Annotated in this window: 36 protein-coding genes and 1 tRNA gene; 28 read left to right on the top strand and 9 right to left on the bottom strand. The window is 62.4% G+C overall.

Annotated elements, in window-relative coordinates:
- The first annotated feature begins 31 nt into the window (after positions 1-31).
- The 6 genes from AB2N04_RS14145 (at position 32) to AB2N04_RS14120 (ending at position 3,260) form a co-directional block, all read left to right on the top strand.
- Positions 32-349, top strand: coding sequence for a hypothetical protein (locus tag AB2N04_RS14145; protein ID WP_367715057.1), 318 nt, complete (start codon positions 32-34; stop codon positions 347-349).
- Positions 346-882 carry a hypothetical protein gene (locus AB2N04_RS14140; RefSeq protein WP_149766919.1) on the top strand — a complete coding sequence of 179 codons (537 nt, stop codon included), beginning with the start codon at positions 346-348 and terminating at the stop codon, positions 880-882. Before AB2N04_RS14145 ends, AB2N04_RS14140 begins: the two co-directional genes overlap by 4 nt.
- A 71-nt stretch (positions 883-953) precedes the next feature.
- Entirely contained in the window at positions 954-1,364 is a 411-nt protein-coding gene (locus tag AB2N04_RS14135) for a hypothetical protein (RefSeq protein ID WP_367715056.1), read from the top strand.
- A gap of 27 nt (positions 1,365-1,391) precedes the next feature.
- Positions 1,392-1,982 carry a hypothetical protein gene (locus AB2N04_RS14130; protein WP_367715055.1) on the top strand — a complete coding sequence of 197 codons (591 nt, stop codon included), beginning with the start codon at positions 1,392-1,394 and terminating at the stop codon, positions 1,980-1,982.
- Between the two features lie 8 nt (positions 1,983-1,990).
- Complete coding sequence (locus AB2N04_RS14125; protein ID WP_367715054.1) at positions 1,991-2,593, top strand: hypothetical protein; 603 nt, start codon at positions 1,991-1,993, stop codon at positions 2,591-2,593.
- Between the two features lie 175 nt (positions 2,594-2,768).
- On the top strand, positions 2,769-3,260 hold the full coding sequence (locus tag AB2N04_RS14120) for a hypothetical protein (protein WP_367715053.1): 492 nt from the start codon (positions 2,769-2,771) through the stop codon (positions 3,258-3,260).
- Between the two features lie 75 nt (positions 3,261-3,335).
- On the opposite strand, the gene AB2N04_RS14115 is transcribed toward AB2N04_RS14120, so the two are convergent.
- Entirely contained in the window at positions 3,336-4,052 is a 717-nt protein-coding gene (locus AB2N04_RS14115; RefSeq protein WP_367715052.1) for a tetratricopeptide repeat protein, read from the bottom strand.
- A 256-nt stretch (positions 4,053-4,308) separates the two neighbouring features.
- Here AB2N04_RS14115 and AB2N04_RS14110 point away from each other — a divergent pair, with 256 nt between their 5' ends.
- The 4 genes from AB2N04_RS14110 to AB2N04_RS14095 are packed head-to-tail and all read left to right on the top strand — an operon-like array spanning position 4,309 to position 6,785.
- Complete coding sequence (locus AB2N04_RS14110) at positions 4,309-4,599, top strand: hypothetical protein (RefSeq protein ID WP_367715051.1); 291 nt, start codon at positions 4,309-4,311, stop codon at positions 4,597-4,599.
- 50 nt (positions 4,600-4,649) lie between these two features.
- Entirely contained in the window at positions 4,650-5,366 is a 717-nt protein-coding gene (locus tag AB2N04_RS14105) for a tetratricopeptide repeat protein (protein ID WP_367715050.1), read from the top strand.
- Positions 5,367-5,388: 22 nt separating this feature from the next.
- Complete coding sequence (locus AB2N04_RS14100; protein ID WP_367715049.1) at positions 5,389-5,559, top strand: hypothetical protein; 171 nt, start codon at positions 5,389-5,391, stop codon at positions 5,557-5,559.
- Positions 5,560-5,570: 11 nt separating this feature from the next.
- A complete protein-coding gene (locus tag AB2N04_RS14095) occupies positions 5,571-6,785 on the top strand; it encodes a hypothetical protein (RefSeq protein WP_367715048.1) in 1,215 nt (404 codons plus the stop codon).
- Here AB2N04_RS14095 and AB2N04_RS14090 read toward each other — a convergent pair.
- The 4 genes from AB2N04_RS14090 to AB2N04_RS14075 are packed head-to-tail and all read right to left on the bottom strand — an operon-like array spanning position 6,763 to position 8,817.
- Positions 6,763-7,260 carry a hypothetical protein gene (locus tag AB2N04_RS14090; protein ID WP_367715047.1) on the bottom strand — a complete coding sequence of 166 codons (498 nt, stop codon included), beginning with the start codon at positions 7,258-7,260 and terminating at the stop codon, positions 6,763-6,765. The genes AB2N04_RS14095 and AB2N04_RS14090 overlap by 23 nt on opposite strands.
- A 34-nt stretch (positions 7,261-7,294) precedes the next feature.
- Positions 7,295-7,774 carry a hypothetical protein gene (locus AB2N04_RS14085; RefSeq protein WP_367715046.1) on the bottom strand — a complete coding sequence of 160 codons (480 nt, stop codon included), beginning with the start codon at positions 7,772-7,774 and terminating at the stop codon, positions 7,295-7,297.
- 33 nt (positions 7,775-7,807) lie between these two features.
- Complete coding sequence (locus tag AB2N04_RS14080) at positions 7,808-8,296, bottom strand: hypothetical protein (protein ID WP_367715045.1); 489 nt, start codon at positions 8,294-8,296, stop codon at positions 7,808-7,810.
- On the bottom strand, positions 8,293-8,817 hold the full coding sequence (locus AB2N04_RS14075) for a hypothetical protein (protein ID WP_367715044.1): 525 nt from the start codon (positions 8,815-8,817) through the stop codon (positions 8,293-8,295). Before AB2N04_RS14075 ends, AB2N04_RS14080 begins: the two co-directional genes overlap by 4 nt.
- Before the next feature lie 85 nt (positions 8,818-8,902).
- Between AB2N04_RS14075 and AB2N04_RS14070 the strand changes: the two genes are divergently transcribed.
- From AB2N04_RS14070 to AB2N04_RS14000, 15 genes are all read left to right on the top strand, one after another.
- Positions 8,903-10,195, top strand: coding sequence for a hypothetical protein (locus AB2N04_RS14070; RefSeq protein ID WP_367715043.1), 1,293 nt, complete (start codon positions 8,903-8,905; stop codon positions 10,193-10,195).
- Positions 10,192-10,626 carry a hypothetical protein gene (locus AB2N04_RS14065; protein ID WP_367715042.1) on the top strand — a complete coding sequence of 145 codons (435 nt, stop codon included), beginning with the start codon at positions 10,192-10,194 and terminating at the stop codon, positions 10,624-10,626. The genes AB2N04_RS14070 and AB2N04_RS14065 overlap by 4 nt, the downstream gene beginning before the upstream one ends.
- 27 nt (positions 10,627-10,653) lie before the next feature.
- Positions 10,654-11,043 carry a hypothetical protein gene (locus tag AB2N04_RS14060; protein ID WP_367715041.1) on the top strand — a complete coding sequence of 130 codons (390 nt, stop codon included), beginning with the start codon at positions 10,654-10,656 and terminating at the stop codon, positions 11,041-11,043.
- A 72-nt stretch (positions 11,044-11,115) separates the two neighbouring features.
- Entirely contained in the window at positions 11,116-11,604 is a 489-nt protein-coding gene (locus AB2N04_RS14055; protein WP_367715040.1) for a hypothetical protein, read from the top strand.
- Positions 11,597-12,166, top strand: a complete 570-nt coding sequence (locus tag AB2N04_RS14050; RefSeq protein WP_367715039.1) for a hypothetical protein — start codon at positions 11,597-11,599, stop codon at positions 12,164-12,166. The genes AB2N04_RS14055 and AB2N04_RS14050 overlap by 8 nt, the downstream gene beginning before the upstream one ends.
- Positions 12,159-12,716, top strand: coding sequence for a tetratricopeptide repeat protein (locus AB2N04_RS14045; RefSeq protein WP_367715038.1), 558 nt, complete (start codon positions 12,159-12,161; stop codon positions 12,714-12,716). The genes AB2N04_RS14050 and AB2N04_RS14045 overlap by 8 nt, the downstream gene beginning before the upstream one ends.
- Positions 12,717-12,799: 83 nt before the next feature.
- Positions 12,800-13,987, top strand: a complete 1,188-nt coding sequence (locus AB2N04_RS14040) for a hypothetical protein (RefSeq protein ID WP_367715037.1) — start codon at positions 12,800-12,802, stop codon at positions 13,985-13,987.
- A gap of 78 nt (positions 13,988-14,065) precedes the next feature.
- Positions 14,066-14,554, top strand: a complete 489-nt coding sequence (locus AB2N04_RS14035; protein WP_367715036.1) for a hypothetical protein — start codon at positions 14,066-14,068, stop codon at positions 14,552-14,554.
- Between the two features lie 11 nt (positions 14,555-14,565).
- Positions 14,566-15,105, top strand: coding sequence for a hypothetical protein (locus AB2N04_RS14030; protein WP_367715035.1), 540 nt, complete (start codon positions 14,566-14,568; stop codon positions 15,103-15,105).
- Between the two features lie 70 nt (positions 15,106-15,175).
- Entirely contained in the window at positions 15,176-15,694 is a 519-nt protein-coding gene (locus AB2N04_RS14025; protein WP_367715034.1) for a hypothetical protein, read from the top strand.
- Between the two features lie 23 nt (positions 15,695-15,717).
- A complete protein-coding gene (locus AB2N04_RS14020) occupies positions 15,718-16,362 on the top strand; it encodes a hypothetical protein (protein ID WP_367715033.1) in 645 nt (214 codons plus the stop codon).
- A gap of 121 nt (positions 16,363-16,483) precedes the next feature.
- Complete coding sequence (locus AB2N04_RS14015) at positions 16,484-17,095, top strand: hypothetical protein (RefSeq protein ID WP_367715032.1); 612 nt, start codon at positions 16,484-16,486, stop codon at positions 17,093-17,095.
- The gene (locus tag AB2N04_RS14010; RefSeq protein ID WP_367715031.1) at positions 17,092-17,691 is read left to right on the top strand and encodes a hypothetical protein; all 600 of its coding nucleotides are present in this window, start codon (positions 17,092-17,094) and stop codon (positions 17,689-17,691) included. Before AB2N04_RS14015 ends, AB2N04_RS14010 begins: the two co-directional genes overlap by 4 nt.
- A gap of 37 nt (positions 17,692-17,728) precedes the next feature.
- Positions 17,729-18,283, top strand: a complete 555-nt coding sequence (locus tag AB2N04_RS14005; protein WP_367715030.1) for a hypothetical protein — start codon at positions 17,729-17,731, stop codon at positions 18,281-18,283.
- Complete coding sequence (locus AB2N04_RS14000) at positions 18,280-19,620, top strand: hypothetical protein (protein WP_367715029.1); 1,341 nt, start codon at positions 18,280-18,282, stop codon at positions 19,618-19,620. Before AB2N04_RS14005 ends, AB2N04_RS14000 begins: the two co-directional genes overlap by 4 nt.
- Positions 19,621-19,666: 46 nt before the next feature.
- Here AB2N04_RS14000 and AB2N04_RS13995 read toward each other — a convergent pair whose 3' ends face one another.
- On the bottom strand, positions 19,667-20,158 hold the full coding sequence (locus AB2N04_RS13995; RefSeq protein ID WP_367715028.1) for a hypothetical protein: 492 nt from the start codon (positions 20,156-20,158) through the stop codon (positions 19,667-19,669).
- Positions 20,159-20,287: 129 nt separating this feature from the next.
- On the opposite strand from AB2N04_RS13995, the gene AB2N04_RS13990 reads away from it, so the two are divergent.
- The gene (locus AB2N04_RS13990; protein ID WP_367715027.1) at positions 20,288-21,199 is read left to right on the top strand and encodes a LysR substrate-binding domain-containing protein; all 912 of its coding nucleotides are present in this window, start codon (positions 20,288-20,290) and stop codon (positions 21,197-21,199) included.
- 12 nt (positions 21,200-21,211) lie between these two features.
- On the opposite strand, the gene AB2N04_RS13985 is transcribed toward AB2N04_RS13990, so the two are convergent.
- Both AB2N04_RS13985 and AB2N04_RS13980 read right to left on the bottom strand, forming a co-directional pair.
- Positions 21,212-21,288, bottom strand: a tRNA-Arg gene (locus AB2N04_RS13985).
- A 634-nt stretch (positions 21,289-21,922) separates the two neighbouring features.
- The gene (locus tag AB2N04_RS13980; protein WP_367715026.1) at positions 21,923-22,174 is read right to left on the bottom strand and encodes a hypothetical protein; all 252 of its coding nucleotides are present in this window, start codon (positions 22,172-22,174) and stop codon (positions 21,923-21,925) included.
- Positions 22,175-22,326: 152 nt separating this feature from the next.
- Here AB2N04_RS13980 and AB2N04_RS13975 point away from each other — a divergent pair, with 152 nt between their 5' ends.
- Both AB2N04_RS13975 and AB2N04_RS13970 read left to right on the top strand, forming a co-directional pair.
- The gene (locus tag AB2N04_RS13975; protein ID WP_367715025.1) at positions 22,327-22,695 is read left to right on the top strand and encodes a hypothetical protein; all 369 of its coding nucleotides are present in this window, start codon (positions 22,327-22,329) and stop codon (positions 22,693-22,695) included.
- Positions 22,625-23,002, top strand: coding sequence for a hypothetical protein (locus AB2N04_RS13970; RefSeq protein ID WP_367715024.1), 378 nt, complete (start codon positions 22,625-22,627; stop codon positions 23,000-23,002). The genes AB2N04_RS13975 and AB2N04_RS13970 overlap by 71 nt, the downstream gene beginning before the upstream one ends.
- A gap of 82 nt (positions 23,003-23,084) precedes the next feature.
- On the opposite strand, the gene AB2N04_RS13965 is transcribed toward AB2N04_RS13970, so the two are convergent.
- Complete coding sequence (locus tag AB2N04_RS13965) at positions 23,085-24,257, bottom strand: cystathionine beta-lyase (RefSeq protein WP_367715023.1); 1,173 nt, start codon at positions 24,255-24,257, stop codon at positions 23,085-23,087.
- Positions 24,258-24,315 lie beyond the last annotated feature (58 nt).

Genomic DNA, 24,315 nt, shown 5'->3' with positions numbered 1-24,315 from the left:
CCGCTACCATTTGGACCGCGGCGATCGGGTCATGGCCCGGCGACCGCTCGAGGTGCTGGCGGCGGATGCGCCGATAGACGAGGGTGCCGGGCTTATGGTTCCTGGTACAGCAAGGCCGGGCGATATCGTTACAGTTTCGTGGACAATCGAAGCTGGCGATGCCGACCGGCGCGTGGCGCTGGCACGAGCTGATGCGCCCGACTTTACCTGGATTACAGTCCATCGCGTGGGCGACGAAACCGAAACGGTAATCAAGCTCCCGGACGAGCCGGGACAATACGAAGTGCGGTTTCTCGACCTTCAAAGCCAGAGCGTTCTCGGACGCGCGATGATCACGCTCGGCGAATGAACTACGAACACATCAAAGAATCCGGAGAACCCAAGACCATGCTCAGATCAGTCATCACTGCATTTGGCTTACTCGCCCTTGCCGTTCCCGTCATGGCTGCAGAACCGGGGGGAGCGGCGTCAGGGACGATCGCAGGCGAAGAGATAGAACTGTCGGTCTGGACAGAGCAGTCCGACTTCACGTCTTCCAGTTTTTCGATCTATTTTCGAGCACCGGCACTGAGGGAGCGCGGTCTGGGCAACTTATCCCTCGGCGCAGAGTGGATCGGCGATCTTGATGGTGACTTCTTTTCCGCAGAAATCGATATCCCAATTCTCGATACCGATCCGTATCGCATCTACCGTGCGGACCTGGACGATGAACTCTCCCTGACAATTACGAGCGCCTCGCACCAAGGCGGTGTGCTGGCGATCGCGGGCCAGGTGCAAGGTGTTCTAACGAGTATGGACCGGATTGCACTTCGTAATCCTGACCCTGACGACACTCTCAACGTTAGCCTGACATTTGAAGCCGTATTGGGTGAGTTGCAGTGAGGACCGCGGCGTTTTCCCTAATTGCGATCTGCCTGTCCGCGCCTGTGCTGGCCGATCAGCCGGGTGGGGATATGACTGGGTTTCTCGAAGTGGAACCTGTTTCATGGCGGATCGACGCCGAGCGGTCAGAATTCCATTTCGAGAGCGAAGGCATTGGCTCTCTGCGGATTCTTGCCGAACCGCAGGAGGTGCCATCGGGCATCGGTTCCGTTCGGTTGATGGTGATGGTGGCCGATGGGACCACAAGTCTTCTCGAACTGCGGCTCGAGGACGAAGACGGAAATCCCGCTCTTGGACTGTCAAGCGAGGCCGGGGGCCAGGCAATGCTCGACATCGACCACGACAATGACGGTTCACTTCACTTCACCGGCGTGATCGAGGCAGGTCTGATGGCCTACCCGATGTCAGGCCGAACTGCCGGCGAACGACAAATGCTGGTTCTGGATGTGGATGGAGGCCGGATCACTGCTACCGGGCACTAGCGTTCTGCGGCAGGGAGGACAAATCCAATGAGACCGGTCATCGTTTTGACAGCCATTTTGTCCTGCGCCGCCGTTCCCGCGCTGGCGCAGCGCGCGAGCGACATTTCGGGCCTTTGCGGAACGTCCTCGCCGGCAACGTGGCAGGGGCTGCGGGAACACTTCGTGGGTGACTGGCGCGTTGACCACCTGTCCGGCTACGTCCATGCCGGCAGGATGGTCATCCCTATGGGGCCTTCCCCCGAAACAGAGACCATGTCGATCTGGGTATTGGGCGAGGATCTGCTGCTCGACCATGCGGAGATGACCGAGCCGATGGCTATCACCCTTGCCGACGAAGGCCGTTGGGTGATCGAGGCCAACCATCCCGAGATCCCCGAGCCGGCACTGACGCCGGACGAAGCCGTGCTGGCGTGGGCCGGAGACTGCGATCAGGAGGATCTGCCCCGTCTCATCGGTCAGAGCCATGTGGCCATGGCGGGGGCGGTCATGGACATGACGCTGCGCATGCTGCCCGTCGATATGGACACGATCTACGCCATCCTTGAGATCGAGGGTGCCGCCCAGGGCCAGTATGTCGTCGCGCGGCGTGTGGTCTGGCTGAACCGGGCCGGCGAATAGGAGGCATTGTGAAACGATATCTCGCCACTCTGTTGGCTGCGTTGATTTTCCCCGCGGCAGCGGCGGCCCAATCTGAGATCGCATTGGCGGGCTGTCCAGCAGAACGCGCTGTCTATACATTGGCGACCGAGGGCGACGAGTATGCCATCACGCTCGTCCCGGCACGGACGCGGGCCGGGTTTTCCTCGGACCTCTATCTGCGGCTCACCACGCCTCAGCGCGACTATTGGTTTGTATTCGAGGTCGCCGCGTCACAGGGAAACATAACGCTAAATCCGGTCGGCGATCCCTACGCGTCCGAAGCGCGTGCAACCGGTCCGGCAAACACCATCGAGGCCTTTCGTACCCACTGGCCGGATGCGCCGGTGGATGAACTGCCGTCACTGCTGCGCTTCTATGCGTTGGATGCGGAACTGGGCTTTACCTTGGCGCAGCCGCAACAGGGGCAGCCGGCCCCACCTTGGCTGCTGATGCCGGAGTTGAACACGGCGCTTTGGTATCACTTGCCGGCATTGACCGACGATCCGGGAGCCGAACGTGACCCCATGCCACGGGGTATCTTCCGGCTAACGGCCTGCCTCGACACCGCCCCACCCGCAGCCTTCCCATGATACCGAAGGTGGCCGGGAGCGCTTTTCAGTTCATGCCGGCTTCAGCCCGTTTGAACGAACGGGGCGGAGTGCGTAGCGCAGTGCTATAGGCTCCGGCACGAGGGTTGGGGAATGCCGTCGCGTGACGGCGAGTGGAGACCTTTCAACCATAGCGCATGGGAAGGTGAACCCGACGATGAAACTTTCACATATCCTGCTCGCAGCCTGCATGTTTGCGCCGCTCGCCGCTCATGCCGAGACCCCGAAGGACCGCACGGTGGCTGTGATCGAAGAAGCCGGTTGTGTCCTCGATGCCTCGAACGTGAACGAAGTCCTCGACGGTCTCGGACTCAGCGATGAGGAGTTCCGCGTTATCGGCGAGGAACTCGTCGCCGAAGGGTTGGCCGATGTTTCAGAAATGGGCGTGTTCCGGCTCACCTCGCCAAATTGCCCTTCCGCACCCCTCAACGCGCATGCCGGGACCCCGAAAGATCGCACGGTTGCCGTGATCGAGGAAGCCGGTTGTGTTCTCGATCGCTCAAACATCAACGAGATCCTCGACGGCCTTGCGCTCAGCGATGAGGAGTTCCGCGCTATCGGCGAAGAACTTATCGCTGATGGTCTGGCAGAAGTTTCCGAAATGGGTGCGTTCAAGCTTACCACGCCATTTTGCGCATCAGCGGAGTGAGGCTGGTCAGTTTCCTTCTGGAGTTAACGAGGGCCTGAGCTCAAATAGCGCGAAAGGCAGAGTCGGAGCTTCAATTTAGCAGACGAATTGAGTATTAGCACTGTATTGGCGGTAGCGGGCCTGGGCGATGTTCGGTGTTATGCGGACAATCAGGTCCTGCGCGTGCTCATATCCCTGTTCTGCCGACCGTGTGAGCCAGTCGGCGGCCGCCAGAAAATCGCGCGAGACGCTTTGCCCATAGGTGTACATGAAACCAAGCGCGTATTGGGCCGCCGGTTCACCGTTTTCCGCATGTGGGCGCAGGAGCCGCATCGCTTCGCCAAAACGATCAGCTTCAAAGGCTTCCAGTCCAGCGCGCAATGTTTCGGCCGTTACCGGCCCGATATCGAAGCTGGCGAGGTTGTCGCACGCTTCCGTTTCGCCCGCCGAGCAGGCCTGCTGATAAAGTGAGCGAGCACGCGTCCGATCGGCCGGTCCGCCCTGTCCCTGTTCCAGCATGATGGCAAAGCCGTTGCAGCCGTTCGCGAGTCCCGCGTCGCATGAAGCCTCGAAACCCGTTCGGGCAACAGCAAGATCGACCTGGCCGCCTTCGCCATTGAAGGCCATGCGAGCGAGATTGAAACAGCCGGCTGCATGGTCGAACTGACAGGCCCGGTCATAAAGCCAGCGCGCATGTTCCATATCCTGCTCGCCGAAAGCCAGCCCTTGATAGGACATGACCCCGTAATTGTAGCAGGCCCGGCCATGCCCGAGATCGCAGGCGCGGCGGAAATGATCGCGGGCTTCCTCCATATTCTGGGCGCGATACGCACGAGCGCCCTGATCATACGAGCGTTCGGCCGACCGGGCCCTGCGCCGACTGGCTAAAACTCAGGCAAACGGCAACCGTAATGCCGAGTACGATCTGGCGATACATCCAAGCCTCCTCCTGTGACGTTCCTTGTGTCGACCCTGGCGCCGTTCCCGCCATTCGCACCCCCCTGAACAGGGGGGTGAACCGGAATCTGCCTTCGCCCAGGATCACGGAGGATTCAGAATGGAGGGAACAATGACACGAATCCTGATTTCAACGCTGCTTGTCGGCGCGACACTTCTCACTGCCGGTTGCGCCAACAGCGTTCTCAACGATCCCGAGGAGATGGCCCGGCGTCATGCCGAAGTCGCGCGGAATCAGGCCGCCTGGAACAAGTTCTGGAGTAGCGGAACGTCGGTCGGCGGCAGCAGCACCGCATCAAGCTCGACAAGCAGCGGCTCGTCCGGGTCATCATCTTCTGTCAAGACCTACGAGCCGCGCAGGTGCTACCAGACATCGAGCACGCACCAGACATGTTTCGACTGACCGGACAAGGATCTCCAGCCTCCTCCGCCAGCGCGAAAACATGGAGTATGATGTCCGGCGCCCTGCTGGTTGCTTCCATTTTCATCGTCATGCCCGCGCATGCCCAACTTCCCTTCACGCTGAAGGATTGCTTGGCCGATCGGGACGAGGACGCCAGGCTCCATATCTGCTCGATCATGTCCGGTACCGAGGAGGAAAAGGCGTTGGGCGCGGTCGAAGCGTCGCGCGTCCTGCGCGCGCGCGGCGAATACGATGCGGCCCTCGCTCTGGTGACGGGCCTGTGGCCCGGCGTGTCGCGCGACGCGGAATTGGGGCACATCTGGTTCGAACAGGGCGATCATAGGATGGCCGATTTTCACTTCGAGATGGCGCTCGAATACGGGCTCGACCCCGATCGGCAGACACGTGAGCGCATGGTCATTGCGGCGCATATGTATGGCGAGGAATTGCAATATTCGAGTGAAAGTTTCGCCGGCGCCATCGGCGCCTATTCCCGCGCGCTGGAACTGGATCCGGATTACATGACCAGCCTGCTCGGCCGGGCCGAAGCCCTGCAAAGGCTGGACCGACACGAAGAGGCGCTCGCCGATCTCGACCGGGCGATCGCGCTCGGCGCGGATTGGACAGGCTATCTTCTGCGCGCCCGCTCGCGCCGGGCGCTCGGCGATATGCCGGGCGCCATCGCCGATTTCCGGCGCGTGCTTGAGGAAAATCCTCAGCACACGGAAGCTCGCGAGGCGCTGGCCGGGTCCGGCACCCTGCCCTGACACAACAAAGGAGCCTTCGTACATGACCTCCCGAAGAACGCTGACCATCGCGGCCCTCGTTCTGCTCGGCATCCTTCTGGCCGGGTTCGCAGCGCTGGGGTTCTGCGATATTTACCAGAACCACATCATCAGGGATTGCGGTCCGGATTGCGACGCTCCACCATCCGACGGAACCGTTGAGGGTGGCTTTTGAGCGGTGGCAGGGTGAGCGATCGCTACGAGCATCATTTCCATGAACAGACCGTTGAGCAGTACGACAATCTTCTAACGCTGGCGCGCTATCTGGTTGTCAATGCCGGCACAATCGATGCCGCTGGCGGGCTGCTGTTCGATCGCGCCTATATGCTGGATTTCGAGCCGATGCCCGAGGGCGTCGCAGCGCATCCCCCCGCCGCCATGCCGCCGCTGGCCTATGGTCCGCTGGCCGGCATCGGGGCGCTGCCCGGCGAGGATTGGCAAGACTATTGCCAACGCGCTTTCGGCATCGAAATCCGACCCTACGACCCCTTCTGCCTCTGGCTGCAATCGCCTCTTTGGGCCAGGACCGAGCCGAGCGCGTTGGGGGCTGGATTGAGGATCGTCTATGTGCTCGATCTCGGCGTGCCGCACGATCATGTCGAGATTTCCATGGGCCAGGCCTGGACCGATTATGACGACAGCGGTTTTCTGTGGGACAAACTCGATATGGTGCCGGATGCCGGGACGTTGCCCCTGCGTCAATGGCCCGAATGGATCGGCGCGCCCACGCTCAACGCACGCCGTGCCGCGATCCCGCTCAATGCGGACAATCTGCGCCAGACGCTGATCGAACACGGAATCGCCCGGCCCGAGGACATTACAGGCGTGAGCGAAGAGGAAATCCGTCAGCTCGAATTCACGACCGGCGCGTTGCCGCGCAGCTACCGGCAGGTGCTTTCCGTGATCGGTCGCCGTGCCGGTCGGCTGGTGGACGACCGCGAGCTCCAGATCTACGCCGATCAGTTGCCCGAAGTGAACCGCATGGGCCGCGAAAGGCGCGCGGAATGGGAGGCGGAGGGTGGCGAGCCCATTCCCGACGACGCCATCTTCATCGGTGCGCGCTATGGCATGTCGCCCTGGTTCATCCTTGCCGAACCGCGCGCCTACCATCCCCGCGAGGATTCCCCGGTCTTTCTGTTCGATACGGATACGGGAAAGGTCGGCCAGGTCTCGATCAGCGTCTGGGGCTGGGTCGAGGGGCTGGTCCGCGATGCCGAAATCTTTATCGCCGAGGGCATCCCCGAGAAGAACGCCCGCCGGGGCCATCGGACGGAACTTCCGCCCCTGGCGCTGCAATACAAGCAGCAAGCGCAAAGGGATCGCAATATCACCATCGCCATGATGGCGGGCGCAGTGCTGCTCGGTGTAACCCTTTATCTCATCTATCGCCTGACGACCTGACCGGCACGAACAGCCGGCGCGCGAGCCAGGCGCAGGCCAGCGCAGCCATCAGGTGGCCCAGTGCCAACCAGAGGTAATCGTGGTTGTCGAGCGACAGCGGCTCCCGTCCCCCGAAATGCGGCGGCCCCATGATACTGAGCCGCAGGCCGAGCGCCGCGAGGGCGCAAAGCACAGCGCCCCAGTACGAAATAGCGCCGGTGCGGCGATACCAGAATCCCATGACAAGGCCGGTAACCAGAGCCTGAGGGGCGCCGAGAACATAAGCGATGATCACTCCGAAAGCGAAGATGAAGCCGAACGCCTTGAGCGGGGACCCGATCTGCATCAGTTCCGGCAATTCGCCGAAGCTGAGCATGATCGGGATAATGGCCCCGATGAGCGGCCCCATGAGCGCGAACAGCGCCACGATGCCGGCAAAGCGTTTCCAGGAAGGCTGATGCCACTGATCCGGCCCTGGAATTGGTTCAGTCGCCACTGCTTCCCTTTCCCGGTTTCAGAAATGCCAGGCGCTACCGGAATATCCGGCGCGCAGCCCAGGTGCAGAGGATCGTGGCGCCGATATAGGCGGGGAGCATCCCGCTTGTTCGGCTCAGCGTGACTCCATCGGCTGCAAATCGGTCACCCGAGTAAAGAAGCGGGACAAGCCAAACGACGAATGCTGCCCCACCGGCCGCCAACCAGGAGATTGTCCTGAACCGCCATTCCCAAAGCGCCACGACCAAGCCGACCACGGCGGCCGCCGGGAAGCCGATCGAATAGGCATTCGGCAGGCCGAAGAACATGCCGATCACGGCAATCTTCAGCAGTTCCAATACGCCCCCGGCCAAGTCGCTGATCGATGCCGGCGTTCCAGAGACTATCCCAAGCAGGACGAACCAGACCAGAAAGGTCGCCAGACCGGCCAAGGGACCCGTCGCGGCGAAAAATGCGACAATTCCCACCGAACGGCCCCAGTGGCGCCGGTCCTGCCTGCCTTTGGCCTTTTCCACGATTACCTCTCGCCTGTCGCCGGAATTGTCCGGCTACCGGAAGATCCGGCGCGCGATCCAGGTGCAGACAGCCGCCGCCAGCACATGCGCGGCAAGCAGCGCTCCGATCCATTGCACCAATCCTTGCGGTGGCACGACGGCGGTGGCTGCCAGCGACATCAGCAGCCAGAATGCGAGCGCGGCAACCAATGATGTTCTCCATGAAATCCCGCCCTTGCGACGGTCCCGGAACGCAACGACCAGCCCGACGCCCGCCGCCGATACGATCCCGTAGGCGTAGGCGAGGATCGCCGAGACAATGGTGCCGACCAACATGCCGCCCACGAACCGCCGGGCGATGTCATCGAAATTGCCAATCGCGATTTCGACGCCCACGGCATAGACGGTAAAAAGCCCGGTTACGCCGACCGCGCCCACCAGCGGTCCAAGCAAGGCATAAATGGCCACGATTCCGGCGAATCGCCCCCAGGATTGCGAACGGGGCCGAGGCTGGCCCGCTACGGTTTGGCTTTGCGTGTTCATTGGTTTTTCCCCATTCCGGAAATGCTCGACACCGTTGGACGACTGAAGATCGCTCGCGCGAGGAGCCAGCACAGCCCTGCTGCGGCCAGATGCGCCAGCAGAATCGCGCCCTGCGCGGCGCCTTCACCTTCCGACGCCGAGACGAGACCTGACGCTCGCGAAGCTGCCAGAACGCCCAGCACCAGGGCGGCTCCGAGCGCGACATAGAGTGAAATGCGTCCCGTGCGCGCATCCCATGCGGCAATTGCAAGTCCGACCAGCGCTGCCGGGGATGTGCCGGTGATGTAGGAAATCGGCAGGCCAAACACGAGGCCGAGCAGCATTACCCCCACGGCGAAACGCCCCTGATCCAACCAACCGTCCGCGGCGAGACCCGAACCGAGGCCCAAACCGGCAAGAAGAAGCGTAACCGCCAAGGCTCCGACGGGAGGTCCGAGCGCCACAAACACGGCGATGATGCCGACGAAGCGGCCGACGGAGGGTTTGGGTTTGCTGTCCTGGGCCTGTCCAATATCTGTCATGCTGGCAGATTGAACGCCGGCTCGAAGGGCCGCACCCCCCCGTTCAGGGGGGTGTGGGATCGCCGGATATCCATACGCTCACGCCATGTCGGAGAGCTTTGCCAGCATCGTCACCGTGATCGCCTTCGCCGTCGGTCTTTTCTATGCGGCGGGCGGGGTTCTACACATGCGTGCCCTGGTCATGGACGCTATGGCCAATGGACTGCTCACCGTGCTCGGAGACAGTAACGCCGGCAAGGAGCGTCGGCGCACGCGGATCATGACCCTCGGCGCGGCGCTGACCTTTGCCTCCGGGCTCTCGCTGTTGGCGATGTCGCGCTGGACGCTGCCGATCTTCGCCGTCAACGCGGCGCTTCAGGGCGCCTACCTCCTCTGGGCGGGCCGGGCCTTCCCGCCGCAGAACGACAACGAGCGGCGGGGACGGCGCAGCACCGTTCGCGCCTTCCTCATCTATCTTGCGGCATTCGGCTTCGTCGTTGCGCTCGACCGGCTCGGCCTGTGGCGCATCTGGTTCGAGCCTGCTCTTATTGAGCTTGCGATCATCCTTGCATCGGCAATCGCGGTTTCATGGTTTTTCCGGCGCGGCTTGCGGGCTCCGAGCGAGGGGCCGGCTCCGATGCACGCACCCGCCCCGCAGGTGGAAGCCCAGGTCTCGCTGCCTCCGGAACGGTTGAGGCTGGCCCCCGAGTATCACTGTTCTTCCCTGTGGGACGACGAGCGCGGAAACATGCTCCTTCCCATCGATCTGGAGTTGAGCCCCGAGCTGGTGGCGCGGATCGAGGCATGGAACGAGGAATTTCAGGCGACCTATCGCGAGGACAATCCGCTCGGCGCCGTTTTCCCGAGTGTTGCGGCGGAACGTGCCTGGGTCCGGGAAGGCTATGCCATCGCCGGGGATCTCGGGCGTGAATGGCCCGGACCGCTCAACGTGCAGATCTCCGCCCTCGACATGCTTGTGCGCGATGCCCGGCACGATCTTTCGCCATGGACCCCGATGCCCGAGGATCGGGGGCAATGGATCGGGGAGCTTTGCGGCGTCGCGGAGATCGAGGCGGCGATCACGAGGCTCGACGAGCTCTCGCGTGAAAGGGATGGGCTGCCGGACTGGGACGGGGACAGCCGCGACGACATCGCCCGGACGCAGGAGCTGTTCAAGTGCATCCTCGCCCACGTTCCCGCGCGTTATATCTTGGATGTCGCCGCCGGGCTCGAAAGCCCGCAATGGGGCACGCGCGTTTACGTCGCGGGCGCGCTGGCCGAGCATGAGCACGAGACTGCGCTGCCGATCCTGCGCGATGCGCTGGCCCGCGAGGAAGACGAATCCGCCCGCCAACTGATCGCCATGTTTCTGGCCAACGCCGAAAGCGAGGGACGATGACACCCAGCATATCCAACCGCATCGCCTGTCTCGCGCTGGTTGTTTCGGCCATGAGCGCGCAGGTGGCAATGGCTCAGGACTTCTCGCCCTATCTCAAAACGACCGGCCGGGGCGCCTACGACCTCTATAACGATACCGTCCTGTGCAACGCGGTGCTGGAGCGGGCGTTTGAGGCCGAGCCGAAGAGCAAGCAGCGCCCGGAGCTCGAAAAAGGGGTCAACTACACGGTCAATTTCGCGCTGTTCCTGCTCGAAAGCGGCAATGTCGTCGATATGAGTGGGGCGATCCTCGCGCCAGACAACCTGCCCATCGACCGGCGCAATGCCCGCGCCGACTGGCAGGCCGTGCTCTTTTCGCTAGAGGACGAGGGCGAGGCACCAGATGCCGAGATCGTCCGCTGCCTTCGTCTCTACGGGCATGACTGGGAATAGGATGCACCACCATAAACCGAGGGGCGCATGAACCCCGACGACAAAGAGCAGTTGCTCGACACGAGTTTCCGCTTCGTGAGCTGGCTGCGCAATCACTTTCCCGAGGCGAAAGACCGCATCCTTGAGGACGCGATTTCCTTCAACGGCAGTTTCGGAGAGCTCATTCGCACGACACCCACTCTGTTCTGGAGCTACGTCGGCGACCGGGACTATGACATCCTGACCCGGAAATCGGATAACGGCGAAAGCATCCTCGACCGGGTGACGGAAATCATCCGAAACGCGCCGCCCGCAGTCCGCAACGAGGTCGTGGTCGGCTTTGTCGAAGGGCATATGTTCCCGCGTCCCGATTCACCGCTCGCCCACGACCTGCGCAAGGCCCTGGGGCCGGATATCGGGCTGGGCGATGTGTTTTGACCCCCCTGAACAGGGGGGTGAGCCCGCTTCCGACGGTCGATAATTTGCCGGCATGATTTCACGGATTGGAGGATGGCGATGCGATTTCCTGGTTTGAGTATCGTCGCCACGGCCGCAATTGCAGCCGCCATGTCTGCGCCCGCCACGGCGCAGGAGTGGTATGCACGAGAAACCCCACTCATATTTGATTTCGGCGCGTTATGTGACATCAGCTCAGGGGAAGCGCGTCCGCTTGTCGGGTTCACCTTCCAGAGAGACAGAACCCGTTTCGGCCTCTCTGCCGACGCGTTTTTTGACCGCGACGACATACGCGAATATCGAGCCACACTGCCGTCAGGCACCTCATTCACTATGTCTTTGGGTAGCGACCCATCTTCGTACTTGGCCGTGCTTACTTTTAGTAGCCGAGAAGCCGGCCTGCAATTCCTTGAGCATTTCCTGGTCTCTGGCGATTTTTCCCTCACAGGCAATGGTGTCCACATTGAAATTCCTGCCTTGCCCAGCGCGTCCAGCGAAATGGAGAACCTTCACAACTGCCTGAGGGAACTCGACAATGGCTGATCGTTCCTTCCGCTCGACAACTTGCCGGCATGGTTTCGCAGACTGGAGGCAGGAGATGCGATTTTCGACCGTTAAGGCCAGTGCTCTGCCCGCCCTTGCGGTGGCGCTCATGGCGATTGCAACACCTGCAATCGCGCAGGAGTGGCGCGTCACACCAGCACCGCTTGAAGTCCAGGGGATCACTACTTGCAGTATGGGCCTGATGGATCATCCCGAGTACTCTTTGGCCATCACGCTCAATGGCGATAAGCCCAATTTGCTTATCCGATCACCCCTCCTAATGGGTGTCCATGGCTCTACAGACATCGTGCTCAGATTCCCTGACGGATTCCAGTCCAGGGTACCGCTGATCAAGGATAGCACAGACAGCGACACGGCGATGGTGGAGATTCAGTCGGACGCTAACCTGTACGACATGATCGACGGCTTCGCAGTGCCCGGTGACTTCTCGGTCGTAGTTTTGGGAGGGAGGCCCACTGCGTTCAGACTCCCTGAAGTGCCCGCCGCGGAGCACGCGATCCCCACGATGAAAGACTGCGTTGAAGAGTTCTACTATGGCTGACCGTCCCGCCCGGCGCGCAACCGCGCCATCCATTGCCCTGTTGCTAGCGGCATTCCTCTGCGCCCCCGCCTTCGCCCAGAGCTTCGAGGACGGTCGCGCCGCCGCGCAACAGGGCGATCCAGCCACGGCCATCGCGATCTGGACGCCATTGGCCGAGGCAGGCGATCCGGAAGCGCAATACTGGCTGGCGGAGTCCTTCTGGGGCGGATGGTGGGGCGTGCCCGAAAATCTCGAGCGAAGGGCGTTCTGGCATATGCAGGCAGCCGAGCAAGCTCATGCCCCGTCCTACGTGCAGTTGGGCCGGATGTACGAATTGGGGCATCACTTCGCGCAGGACGATCGGGCGGCCGCTGAGTGGTATGCCCGCGCCGCCGAAGCGGGAAACGCTGACGGACAATACGCCCTTGGTCATTTTTATTATGAGGGCCGCGGGGTGCCCCGCGATTTCGGCCGGGCCTACGGCCTCTGGCGGCAGGCAGCCGCCCAGGGACACGAAGGCGCGCAAGCCGACCTGTGCGCGGAGATCGCCGACTTCTGCAAGGACGAGTGACCCCCCTGAACAGGGGGGTGAGCGTGACGCCCGCCGCCCTTAGCCTCCGGGCAAACGCATCCACGCCGGAAGGTTCGCCGCCAATGCCAAAACGCGTCGCCAGGAACGCAGCTCTTGCCCTTTTCTCCGCCGTCTTGTCCCTATCCGCCGCACCGGCGCTTGCCGGCACGGTGACGCTCCAGTCCATGCAGTTCTCGGCCGGCAAGCCGGTGCCGCATCTCCACTACGAAGGCGAGGTCATTGAAGGCGATCTGGAGCGGATCGCCGCCGCGGTCAGCCAGTATGTCGATTGCGACCCCAAAACGCTGCCCGATACGGGCGGGAATTGCGCCGTCATCACCATGACCAGTGAGGGCGGCAATTATGTCGAGGGATTGCGGATCGCGCATTTCTTCCGCGAGAACGCCATCGCCACCTGGGTGAAGACCGGCTCGTATTGCTATTCGGCCTGCGCCTTTGCCTTTCTCGGCGGTTCAGGCCATTCGTCCTGGCCCGCGACGGGCGATTATATAGACCGCACCATCGAGCCGGGGGGCACGCTGGGCTTTCACGCGCCCTATGTTGTGGCGGACTCCCTTGGGGAGCTTGTTGCTCAATACGGCGTCCAGGAGGTGTTGGGCGCATCGCGGGAAAACATCGCCCTGATGATCGACCAGCTCGTCTACTGGAATGTCGATGACGGCGTTCTCTCGCGCATCACCAATATGGGCGCCGACGAGGCCTATACCGCGTCCACCGCGCAGGATCTCTATCTGCTGCGCACCGCCCTGCCGGACGCGCCGCGCCGTCTGTGGGCGCCCGACCCGGCCGAGGCGCTGCGCAATGCCTGCATGCGGCTGCTCGCTCATCATGAAGATGTCTGGCCCTATGACGTGCGCGACCGGCTTGCCGGCGAGATCGCCTACAATATCGGCACCGACGATCGCGGCTGGGCGCTTTCGGGATACGAGCTCACCGGCAATCCCGGCGGGCTGACCGTCAGCTACTGCGCCGTCCACACCACCGACGCACATCTTGGCGCCAATGCCGACATCGCGCTCTATTACGGCCCCGGCGTCGAAGGCCATATGCGCCCGGCGCTGACTTTCTTCCACCGCCCCGAGGGCTGGTCCACGCTGGGAACCGGCGGCACGGCCGCCCAACGCATTTTCCAGAAGGGCGGGATCGGCCACTTCTTCCTGCCGCCCGAGGCCGAGCTTGGCGGCGCCCATGCCCTGACCTGGCGGCTGGTGGGTGAGGATTTTCTGAAAACCGGCCAGTTCGGACAATGACCCCCTGAACAGGGGGGTGAGCGGGGCGTCTCCCGCCTCTAGCCTGCGTCCACGGTTTCATGGATCGAGAGGTTTTCGATGAGTTATTCCGGGTTCGTATCCGTCACCGCCGTTGCCGCCGCCATGTTGACACTTGCGGGTGCCGCTCAAGCCCAGCAACAGGCGTGGGGCGTCAGCGATACGCCGCAGACGGACAATACCGGACCATACTGCGCACTCTGGTATGGCCGCACCCGGCCGATGCTTCAGCTTCAGGTCAGGAACGATCGGCGTTTGCTGATCCTGGCCGCCCCGGAGTTCACCGAAGCGCGGGGCGGGGATACCGCGACGCTGCGCTTCCCCACGGGATTTGAAGCGGGCATTCCGATCGTCAATGCCGACGGCGAGGGCATCTTCATCGTGCGCCTTTCGCCGGCTTCCGTGGACACGCTGCTTGAAAACCTCTCGACGCTCGGCGTCTTTCGGGTGACGGTTTCAGGGCATTCAGTCAGCTATCCCGTATGGCAGGACCTGGCAGGGGCCATCGTCCACCTGCGCAACTGCGAAAGCCAATTGCCCGCTTCGTAAGGAGATCCATCATGCGCCCGTCTGGCCTCACCGCTCGCCCCACGCTTGGCGCCGGGTTCGCTGCGCTGGCATTGCTTACTGCCGCGTCTGTTCATGCGGAACCGTTCGATATGGAGGCAATGCTCGAACCGGCCCGAACTGTCGCATTGGAGGATGCACAGTTCTGGCTGTTGACCGAAGGCGGCGGCTACGCGAATGGCGGCAAATTGAAGCCCTTCCGCCTGACCACCCACTACGACGAAGGCGCACGCGTGGAAGGCGGCCAGAGCGTCGCCTGGCAGGACCTCTATGGTGGAGTCGATTGCACGTCGCGGGAAATCTACATCGGAACAACCACACGCCGCACTGCAAGCGGTGTGATGACCGGAGGCGACCTTCCTGGCGATGATGTCATGCCCATCCAGCCCAATACCCTAGCGGCGGCGGTCGCCGATGGCCTGTGCAACGGCGTCTATGCCAGCGAGGCGATCGTTCCCGCGCAGAGTTACGCTGGGCGGGTGGCGTTCGCCCGCTACTACTTCGAGCGGCGGCGCAGCGGTGGGAGGCAGTGACAATACCAACTTCAGGTCCCATCCCCCAGAGCAGGGCGCTTGCCCTGCATGACTGATCAGGAGGGTTTCGATGCATTTTTCGGGTTTCGCGGCTGGCCTCAAAGCCGCATTTGCCGCGATGGCGCTTCTCGCCGCCTCGCCTGCCGTAGCGCAAGGAGATAGCGCGCTGGGACGCTGGATGGTGACGGCATCGCCCGGCACCTATAACAACGGCACATCCTATTGCACGCTCCAGAATAGCAACACGCGGCCGATCATCGAATTCACGATCATGGGATATCGCGATGGCCGTGTCTCATTTGTCGGGATCGCAGCCGATCAGTTCCTGAATGTCCCGGAGCGGGGGCACGCGACGTTCCGTTTCCCCTCGAGCGAGGAAGTCACCAAGGCTTACCGGAAACGCAATGCGGCCATTTCGTTCACGACCTTCGGCCCCTCGTCCTTCATGGAATTCGTGCAGCATCTGGATACATCGGGAACACTGACAGTCGAGATCGAGGAGAGCAGTGTCAGTTTCGCCGTTCACGATGTGGGAACCCAACTTCCTGTCCTGAGCCAGTGCGCGGACACTCTTCCCCTGAAGCCATGACCTTCGCGCGACCGGTATTCCGCTTGATCATTTCCGTCGCTTTCGCCGCTCCATTCCTGTCGCCAGCCTATGCGGAAACACCCGACGGCGAGGCCTTCGTTGCCGCCTTCGGCGAGGTCTGCATCCCCGAGCGGCTGAGCTACAAGGGCACGGTTGCGCTGGCCGAAAAACTGGGCTGGCAACACGTCGTGCCCGGAGAGAATGCCGGCTATGACCGCTTCATCGCCCATTCCGACGCCCTTCTGGCTGAGGAGGTCGCGGAGGATCCGGACTTAATCGAGGGAACGGGCAACGCGTGGTTTACCCGCGAGGTTGGCGAACGGCCGCATCTTCTGGCGGTCAGCTACCTGCTGACGGAGTATCTCGATGCACTGGGCTGCTATCTCTACGATTTCGCTGCGACCGCGCCCATCGACCCGGAGCCGGTGACGCGGCTGCTTGGCCAGCCCATCGCCCACACCACCGATGGTGGGGATCCATTCTACGCGGTCGATCCGGAGCTGCTCGTCACCACCGTCTGGGGTCCGCCGCCCAGCCTGCCGCGCACGCTCGATACCTATTTGACCTTCATCCCCCAAGCCAGCGAGGTGGCGGCGCAGACGGGCTTCACCGGGCTGATGCTCAAATCCTCGACCTCGCTGCCAAACCGCGAGGAGTGGCAAGAATGAGCCGGTGCCATTTTCGCTTCGCGATGCGCTGCCCATCCCTGACATTCCTTGGTCGGGTGATGGGCGCATTCGTCAGTTCAAGAAAACGCAATCAAGCATCGTGCAATTGCGAGGGCAGCAAATGGAGCAAGAATTTTCCTATCGACCCGCGCCGCTGGGAAGAGCGGTGAAGATCAGCGTCGGACCGAACCGGATCACTGCGAGAGGGCTCTGGTCGGTTGATCTTTCGGATCTCGATAAGGCGGCCTTCGTCCGTACGCGCCTTGGCGGCAATCAGATGATCCGACTTGATCTATACACCGGCGATGGCCGTCATTCGGTGTCATATAATGGGAGCATGGCGGGGATGGAGGCCAATGAAGATGCGCGGCAGCACCGCGCTGCCATGATTGCCACATTGCACGCGCTTTCGAGGGTTCGTCCTGAAATGCGGGTTGCACTCGGGGCGGTGCAAGGTGCCCGCTGGGGAATGTTCGCGGTCGGCGCCGGAGCCGTCCTGCTTGGGGCTGGTCTCTTGGTCGCCGCCGTCGCCACCGGGGTGTCGGGTGACCGGCTCGTTGCGGCAGCCACGCCGGTCGTTCTGCTGCTGACGCTTGGTGTTTTACTGATCGCAAGCTACGGGCCGTGGCGTGACCGCCCCCAAATCGATCCGGTGGACCTTGCCAACACGCTCGCAGAAACGGCAACAGGATCACCTACACCACGCTCCGCGCCAGACGAGCGGTCACAATGAACCGCCTGATCTCGACATTGACCGTCATTCTGTTTCCCGTCGCTGCAATGGCCCAGGCGCCGGTTATCGGCCCGGCGACCTGCGAGGCCGAGCGGGCCGTCTATGAAATGACCGCCCCCGATACGGACGAGGTCTGGCGCATCGGGCTCGTTCCGGCGCGCAACATGGCCTCCATCGCCTCCGATCTTTATCTCAAGCTCACCACGCCCCAGCGCGACTACTGGTTCACCTTCTCCGTCTCCCAGGGCTATTCCGGCATATCGGTATTTCCCGTCACCGACCCCTATGCGGATAGCGGTCCGCGCGACCTGCTCGGCCCGCCCTTCGGCGCCAACGCCGATGGCGTCACCGATCCCGACATCCTGGGCGCCCTGCGCTTCCTCACGCTCGACGCCGAACTCAACATTGCGTTCGAGCCTCCCATGAGCGGCGAGGACGCGCCGCCCTATATTATGCTGCCCGAGCTCGGCCGCGCGCTCTGGTACGACGCCGCAGCGCTGACCGACGACGAGGCCGCCGACCGCGATCCGATGCCGCGCGGCGTGTTCAGGCGTACGCAATGCCTCGTCGCTCCGCATCCGACGGCCGGGCCATGAGGTGAAACTGCGCCGAAGCGCGAAGGGATGGAGACCGATGCCGATAGATGGGTGCAAGCCGGGTGACGGGTCGTCGCCGCCGGTTCCGCCATACTGGTTCGATGGCATGACAGGCGGAGAAACGCCGCCCCGCGTCGCCGCCGCCGCCGCGCTCGACGATTTCGCGGATGCGCTGAGCAATGCCCCGCGCTGGCTGCTGGAAACGGGCTGCGGCGGCGCGATAACGCTACGGGTTTGCGCGCACCGCCAGGGGGAAGGCCTCGAAATCCTGGCAGAGCTGGCCGGCGAGCATGCGCAGATCGTCCTTGAACCGCACGTTTCGGGCTGGCTGTCGATTGCCGCTGTGTGTGGCGGCCAAGAAGTCTTTCGCGCCTGGCTCGACCGCCCCTATGAAGAATTCGAGTTCTGGCCCGAAGGTGTGGCGATCCCAGGCAGGACAATCGATGCACCGGGGCGCATCGGCAAGCGGCGCAACTGGATCAACCTCTCGGCAGCGGCATGGCCGCAATTGGCACGATTCGCCAATGCGGCCGGCATCGTGGCGGCGATTGAAGCGGAAGCGCCGACGATGGAAAGGCCGGACAGCCCATGACGATGGCAAGGTATGGGCGCTCGATGCGAACCGCATTGGCCGCCGCCGCGATGCTGGCGCTTTCCGGCTGCTACGAGACGCAGCTCCCCATCGTCACGCAGCAGAATGCGTATACCAGCCCGCTCATACCCGATGGCCGATATTGCGAGATGACGTTCGAGGATACCCGTCCGGTCACGGGGACTGGTCAGTGCATCACCCTGACCTGGGTGGACGGAGCCAATGGCTGGCGCACCGACAATCTTCTGCTTCCGGGCGACGAGCATGGCGTCTCCATACGCGCCCGCAAGCTGGGTCACGGAAACGACGCGGTCGACCGCAGCGGCTTCTTCATGGTGCAGGCCGGCCCGCAACCGCGTCAGGCCGCGATTGGCGGGCGCACGGTTCCAGTCGCCACGGCCCACCTGATGGCTGTGCTGAGAAGAGGTGACATGTTCGCCGTTATCGACAGACATCTCCCGCAAGCTCCCGTCATCGAGCGCGCGCACGAGCGGGGTATCGGCCTCGCGCCGGGAGAGAGCAGGCTGACCATACCGTCCGTCAGCACCTTGTCCTCGGACAGGGCAGACCTCGTCGGCGCCTGGCTGGCGCGCGAACTGACCCACGAGGTCCATGCCGCCGCCTTTCCCGGGGCGGAGCCGGAAAGGAATGCGATCCGAATCTTCGTCCCCGGCGGCGTCGCCGACAGGGAGGGGCCGGATGAGCTGGCCGCGCGCGCCCGGACGATGCTCGATGCGGTGGTGTTCGAGGCTGGTGTTCTCAATCAGGCGCTGGGTCTCGGCCTGCCGCCGGCCCGGATCGATCCTGAGATACTCAATCGGACAACACCGTCAGTATCGCCCGCGCCTTCGTCTGCGCCCATGATACCCGCCTCGCCATCACCGGCGCAACCCGAACCTCCTGCCCGTGGTGCGGCCGTCCAGGCGCCCTATGACAGGTATCGGCATTGTATGGGTTTGCTGGACGGCGCCCGGTCATATGCAACCGTTCTGTCAGCGTATCTGGGAGACATGGCGCGGGAAGCCCGCTTGGCCGGTCATGCAGGGACAGCCGCCGATTTGGAAGGGCTGAGGGAGACGGCGGAAAACGAAGCGGCCGTGCTCACCACGCTCCAGGCGCATTGGGACGATCTGGGTGAACGATTCGAGGCCCTCGGAGCAGACCGGCAAGTGGGCGAAATCAGCTTCCTTCTCGGCAAGACGGAATTCGGCGTACCGGACCAGGACCGCTTATGGTCCGGTGGCGGGGAATTGAGCGCCGCCATTCGAAAATTACGGACCAACAGAGACGCCGTGATGGCCTGCTTCAGTTCAATCCGCGACCCGTCCGCGCGGTAATCACGGCCAGGACGTCCCAGGGAACAGCGGCAGGCGTGGTTTTGGATCACTGGCTATTGAAATGGCGCCGAACAGCAGCGCGAGCGATGCGATGGTCTGGAAACGGTGCATCCAGGGCAACACGCTGCGAAGGGACGCAAATATCCATCATTAACATATGCGGCAGTGTGTCAGTCCCTGGCGTTTCTATCGGCCCGGCGCTGGTTTCGCCTGCCACCTGACGATCCTCTAGGAACAGCTCCAGCCTTTGCGATTGCAAGGTCCGTGCCTGGCAATCCACACGCATCAATGAGGCATTAGCGTCGAAGGATATATCACGGACCGTACCGATAGAATTATAGAAGGACCAAATCCAGACATCCACCGGTGTCTCGGGTGCCGTTTCGGGCAATTCACCGGCGATCAATACAACCACCGTCGGGTTTGAGCCGACCACGTGCAAGGGGCCGCCGGCCCTCTCAGCCTCCTGAGCGAAGCTGGATGAAGGCGTGCACACCATGACTGCGGCAACGCAGGCGAGGACGGAGCGGCGGAACATAGGCTATCTCCAGAAGCAGACGATGACCGCATCAAAATAGACCGCCGAGGACAAATCTCACCCCCCTGAACAGGGGGGTGCCAAGTTGACGGCCGCCGCGTGAGATTCTCGACCGGAGGATGTCACCGCATGAACGAAGCTGCCCTGCGCTATCTGAAATATGTGCTCAAGACCGCGGAACTGGGCAGCATGCGGAAGACAGCCAAGGCATTGGCAGTTCAGGAATCCACTGTAAGCCGAAATATCGCGGCAATTGAACAGCGCCTCGATCTTCAGGTCTTCGAGCGCCATAACAATGGCGTCCGGCTGACAGACGAGGGGCGCGATTGGATCGCAAGCGTCCGCGATCACTATGACGGCCTCGAAGAAGCCCTGAGCAGGGCCGCGCAGCGCAATAGAAACGGGGAGCAACTCCACATCGGGCTTTCCGCGCCGTTCGGCCGGACGTTCCTCGTCCACCTCATCGACCGCTTCGAACGCCGCTATCCGCAGATCGAGGTCACCTTGCAGGACGGCTCCTGCCGCAAGCAGGCCAACGCCATTCGCCGGCGCCATCTCGACATCGCCTTCATGTGCGGCGGCTGTCAGATGCGATCCTGCCAAAGCGAGACGATCTGGGAAGAAGGCATGGCGGCCTTGCTCCCGGCCGGCCACCCGCTTGCCGGAAAGGACGCGCTGACCTGGACCGACTTCGCAGGCGAGCGCCTCCTCGTACCGCAGGGCACCGACGGTCCGTTGCTCGACCCATGCCTGACGCAACGGATCGCGGCAAACGATCGCGCGCCGAGGATCGAACAGTGCCGTGCCTGCCAGGCGACGGTCATCCTCAAGGTGCAGATCGGTAAGGGGTTTACCATCACCGGCGCAAGTTTCGCGAGCGGTGTCAATATTGAAGGGACGGTGTGGCGGCCGATCATCGGCCCGAACAGCACAGGAACCATCCAGGCCGTCTGGCTGGACACCAACCCAAAACGCGCTGCTCTGCATCTTCTCGGCATCGCCAGAAGCATGGCTGCAAAACGCCGGCGAGGTTCGATGTGATTTGGAGGAGGGTGGCGCACCCGACAGGATTCGAACCTGTGACCTTCGGCTTCGGAGGCCGACACTCTATCCAGCTGAGCTACGGGTGCATTCGGTGTTCAGATAGTGATGGAGACCGAGCAGGGTCAATCACGAATCCAACTTCGTAACGACTCAAACGGAGCGGGCGAAAAAAGCTCTGCCGATTGTCGCCGTTCGTACTCTACAAGCTCCTTCAACTTGCTTCCGTGGTGCTTCCGTGACCACGGAAGCGGCTTCTCTGCTTCCTTCGAGTTCCGCCAATTGATTGGTTTTACTCGATTTTTTTGCCTCACACCCTTTGCCCACTTGACTTAGCCTTGCCTTCGGAGGGCAGCGCTCTATCCAGCTGAGCTACGGGTGCTGGCCGTGGCGCGGGTGACGAAGCACCAGCGCGTCGCTTTCATAGCTGAAGCCTTCGCTGGCATCAACGATGAAATGCACGACGGGAAATTTCCAACCGCGGGCGCCTCAAAATGTGTTTCTGCGCGATCTCAAGCCGGCGGCGCTGTTTGACGAGGACAAACGGGCACGGTGGATGCGCTGATCTCTTCTCGGGACCACCGGAAGGCAAGGCGGCGTGGGCGCGCCTTTATCAGACTGGTGGTGGCGCGGCCTGAAGCACTCGTCATGGCGCCGCTCGGCAGAACGGGGGGGGGCGGCATTGCCGGGCGGAGCCGCTTTCCAAGCAGTCAGCCGGAGCGTTCATTCCTTGCCGGATGTGTCGCTGCTGCGCGCGCCCTTGTTGAGATCACGGCGCGCACGTACATCCTTGTCCATCTTTTCAAAGCTTTCGATCACGTCATCGGCCTCCTGCTTCACATCCGGAACGGCGTGTCGTTGGTTGCGGACCTTTTCCTGATCATCACCCTGAAGCTGATTGTTTCCCATCCTTTCGGCGGCAAGGTCGCTGCTGCGGATTTCCGATGCACGCTGTTTCTTGCGATGGTCATTCATGGCGTATCTCCTTTCAGGATCGAACGGTGGAAAGGCACATCCGTTCCATCGCTGGCAGGAAATCCTCATGCACATCCCGGGTGGACCGACACCGCAACTGGAACGCAGCAGCCAAAAACCCGTTGACATGGTCGGGTTCACTGGAGCTACGGATGATGTGGAACTGGCTCGAAGAGTATCATGGTTCGGTGAGTGCGCTTGCAAGCGTTCTCACCCTGGTCATCTGGACGCTCTACTTCCAGATATTGCTAAGCAGCTACAGGCGCACGCTGCGCGCCAAAATCCTGATCAACCGTGGGGCAGGGCAGCATCTGGATGCCCACTGTCTGATCGCCAACATGAGTGCGGAACCCATCTACATCGAGGCTGTGCTGGTCGATGTCGGTCTTGGGGGGGGAGAGGAGGGGGCGATGCAATGGCAGCGCTGCTCGCTCAGTGATCTCGATCTCGATGTTCAGGATCGCAGCGATCCGCGTCCGCAATGGTTTCAGGGGGCCGCTCGACAGCAGCGAATGGATTGACATCGGCACCTACAGACAATTGATCGGCCAGGCGGTCGCGCGCGGTGAGGCGGCCTCACGCATGCGGCAGGTAACCATTACGGTGGTGGCAACCTACCGGGCGCAGGATACGCTGGTTGCAGCCCGCCGCACTTTCGACATCACGAGAGATTCCGCGGGCGAGCGGCTCTCCCCCCGGAACTTCACGGCGGAGCAGATCAGATCACGCAGGCAGCGCCGGGTGATCGAACAGCTCATGCGTAGCGAGCGCCTGGATGAGCACGGTGGCGCCGTTTCTTCTCCACATTTGGGCAACCGCGCAGGTTGATGCGGCGGGCGTCTCACGGGCCGTGGCAGGGCTTCCGGAAGGGGTCGTAAAGGGCAGTGAGCCGGAAGCCCCAGAGCCACGTTCAGGCTTTTGCAGCCGCGCAAAGTGCCCGTTCGAGATCTGCCTGCAGGTCTGCCACGTCTTCAAGACCGATCTGCAGGCGAATGACGGGACCTTCCTTCGGAGCATGTGCAACGGTGCGGTCGTTCAGCTGGACATGGACTGCAAGGCTTTCATAACCACCCCAGGAATAGCCCAGGCCGAAATGCTGAAGTGCATCCAGAAATGCGTGCGCTTCCTTTTCTCGACCACCATCGAGAACAATGGAGAAGAGGCCGCTGGCACCGGAGAAGTCGCGTTTCCACAAAGCGTGTCCGGGATGCGATTCGAGCCCGGGATGGAGCACTCTTGCGACACCCTTCTCGCCTTCGAGCCAGCGCGCCAGCGTCAAGGCGCTGTGCTGGTGCCGCTCAAGGCGGACCCCCATGGTGCGCAGACCCCGAAGCACCTGGTAGACATCGTCAGGGGCTGCGCAGACCCCAAGCGCGCCGTGGGCGTCAAGCAGACGCTCCCAGCACGCTTCATTGGCCGAGACGGTGCCAAGTAGAACATCCGAATGGCCGGCCGGGTATTTGGTGGCAGCCTGAATGGAGATGTCCACTCCGTGGTCGAGCGGGCGGAAATAAAGCGGCGTAGCCCAGGTGTTGTCCATCATCACGACTGCGCCACCGTGATGCGCCACCTCGACGATGGCGGGAATGTCCTGCATCTCGAACGTGCCGGAACCGGGTGCTTCTGTAAGGACCACTTTGGTGTTGGGTTGCATCACGGCCGCGATGCCCGCACCGGCCAGCGGGTCGTAATAGGTGACCTCCACCCCGAGGCGGGCCAGCATCGTATCGGCGAAATGACGTGTCGGATGGTAGACCGAGTCGACAATGAGGACGTGGTCGCCGGCAGAAAGAAACGCAAGCAGCGGCACGGTGACGGCCGCCAGACCGGATGGCACGAGGATCGTGCCTGCCGAACCCTCCAGCTCGTTCATCGCAGAAGCGAGTGCATCGGTTGTTGGCGTGCCGCGTGTGCCATAGGTGTATTTCTGGTTTCGTGTGGCCATCGTGTGGGCATCGGGAAACAACACGGTTGACGCGTGAACCACGGGCGGGTTGACGAAACCGTGAAACGCGTGCGGATCGTTGCCGATATGTGCAAGCCGCGTGTTGTCTCCGACTTTAGTCTTAGTCTTCTCGTTCATGGAACCTGTCGCCTGATTGACTGCGGTCTCACCCGGATGCTTTTGGGGAAGGAGGATC

This window comes from Nitratireductor sp. GISD-1A_MAKvit (assembly GCF_040819555.1).
GTDB lineage: Bacteria > Pseudomonadota > Alphaproteobacteria > Rhizobiales > Rhizobiaceae > Nitratireductor.
The sequence above is the reverse complement of the archived record's forward strand: the minus strand, read 5'-3'. Positions and strand labels throughout refer to the sequence as shown.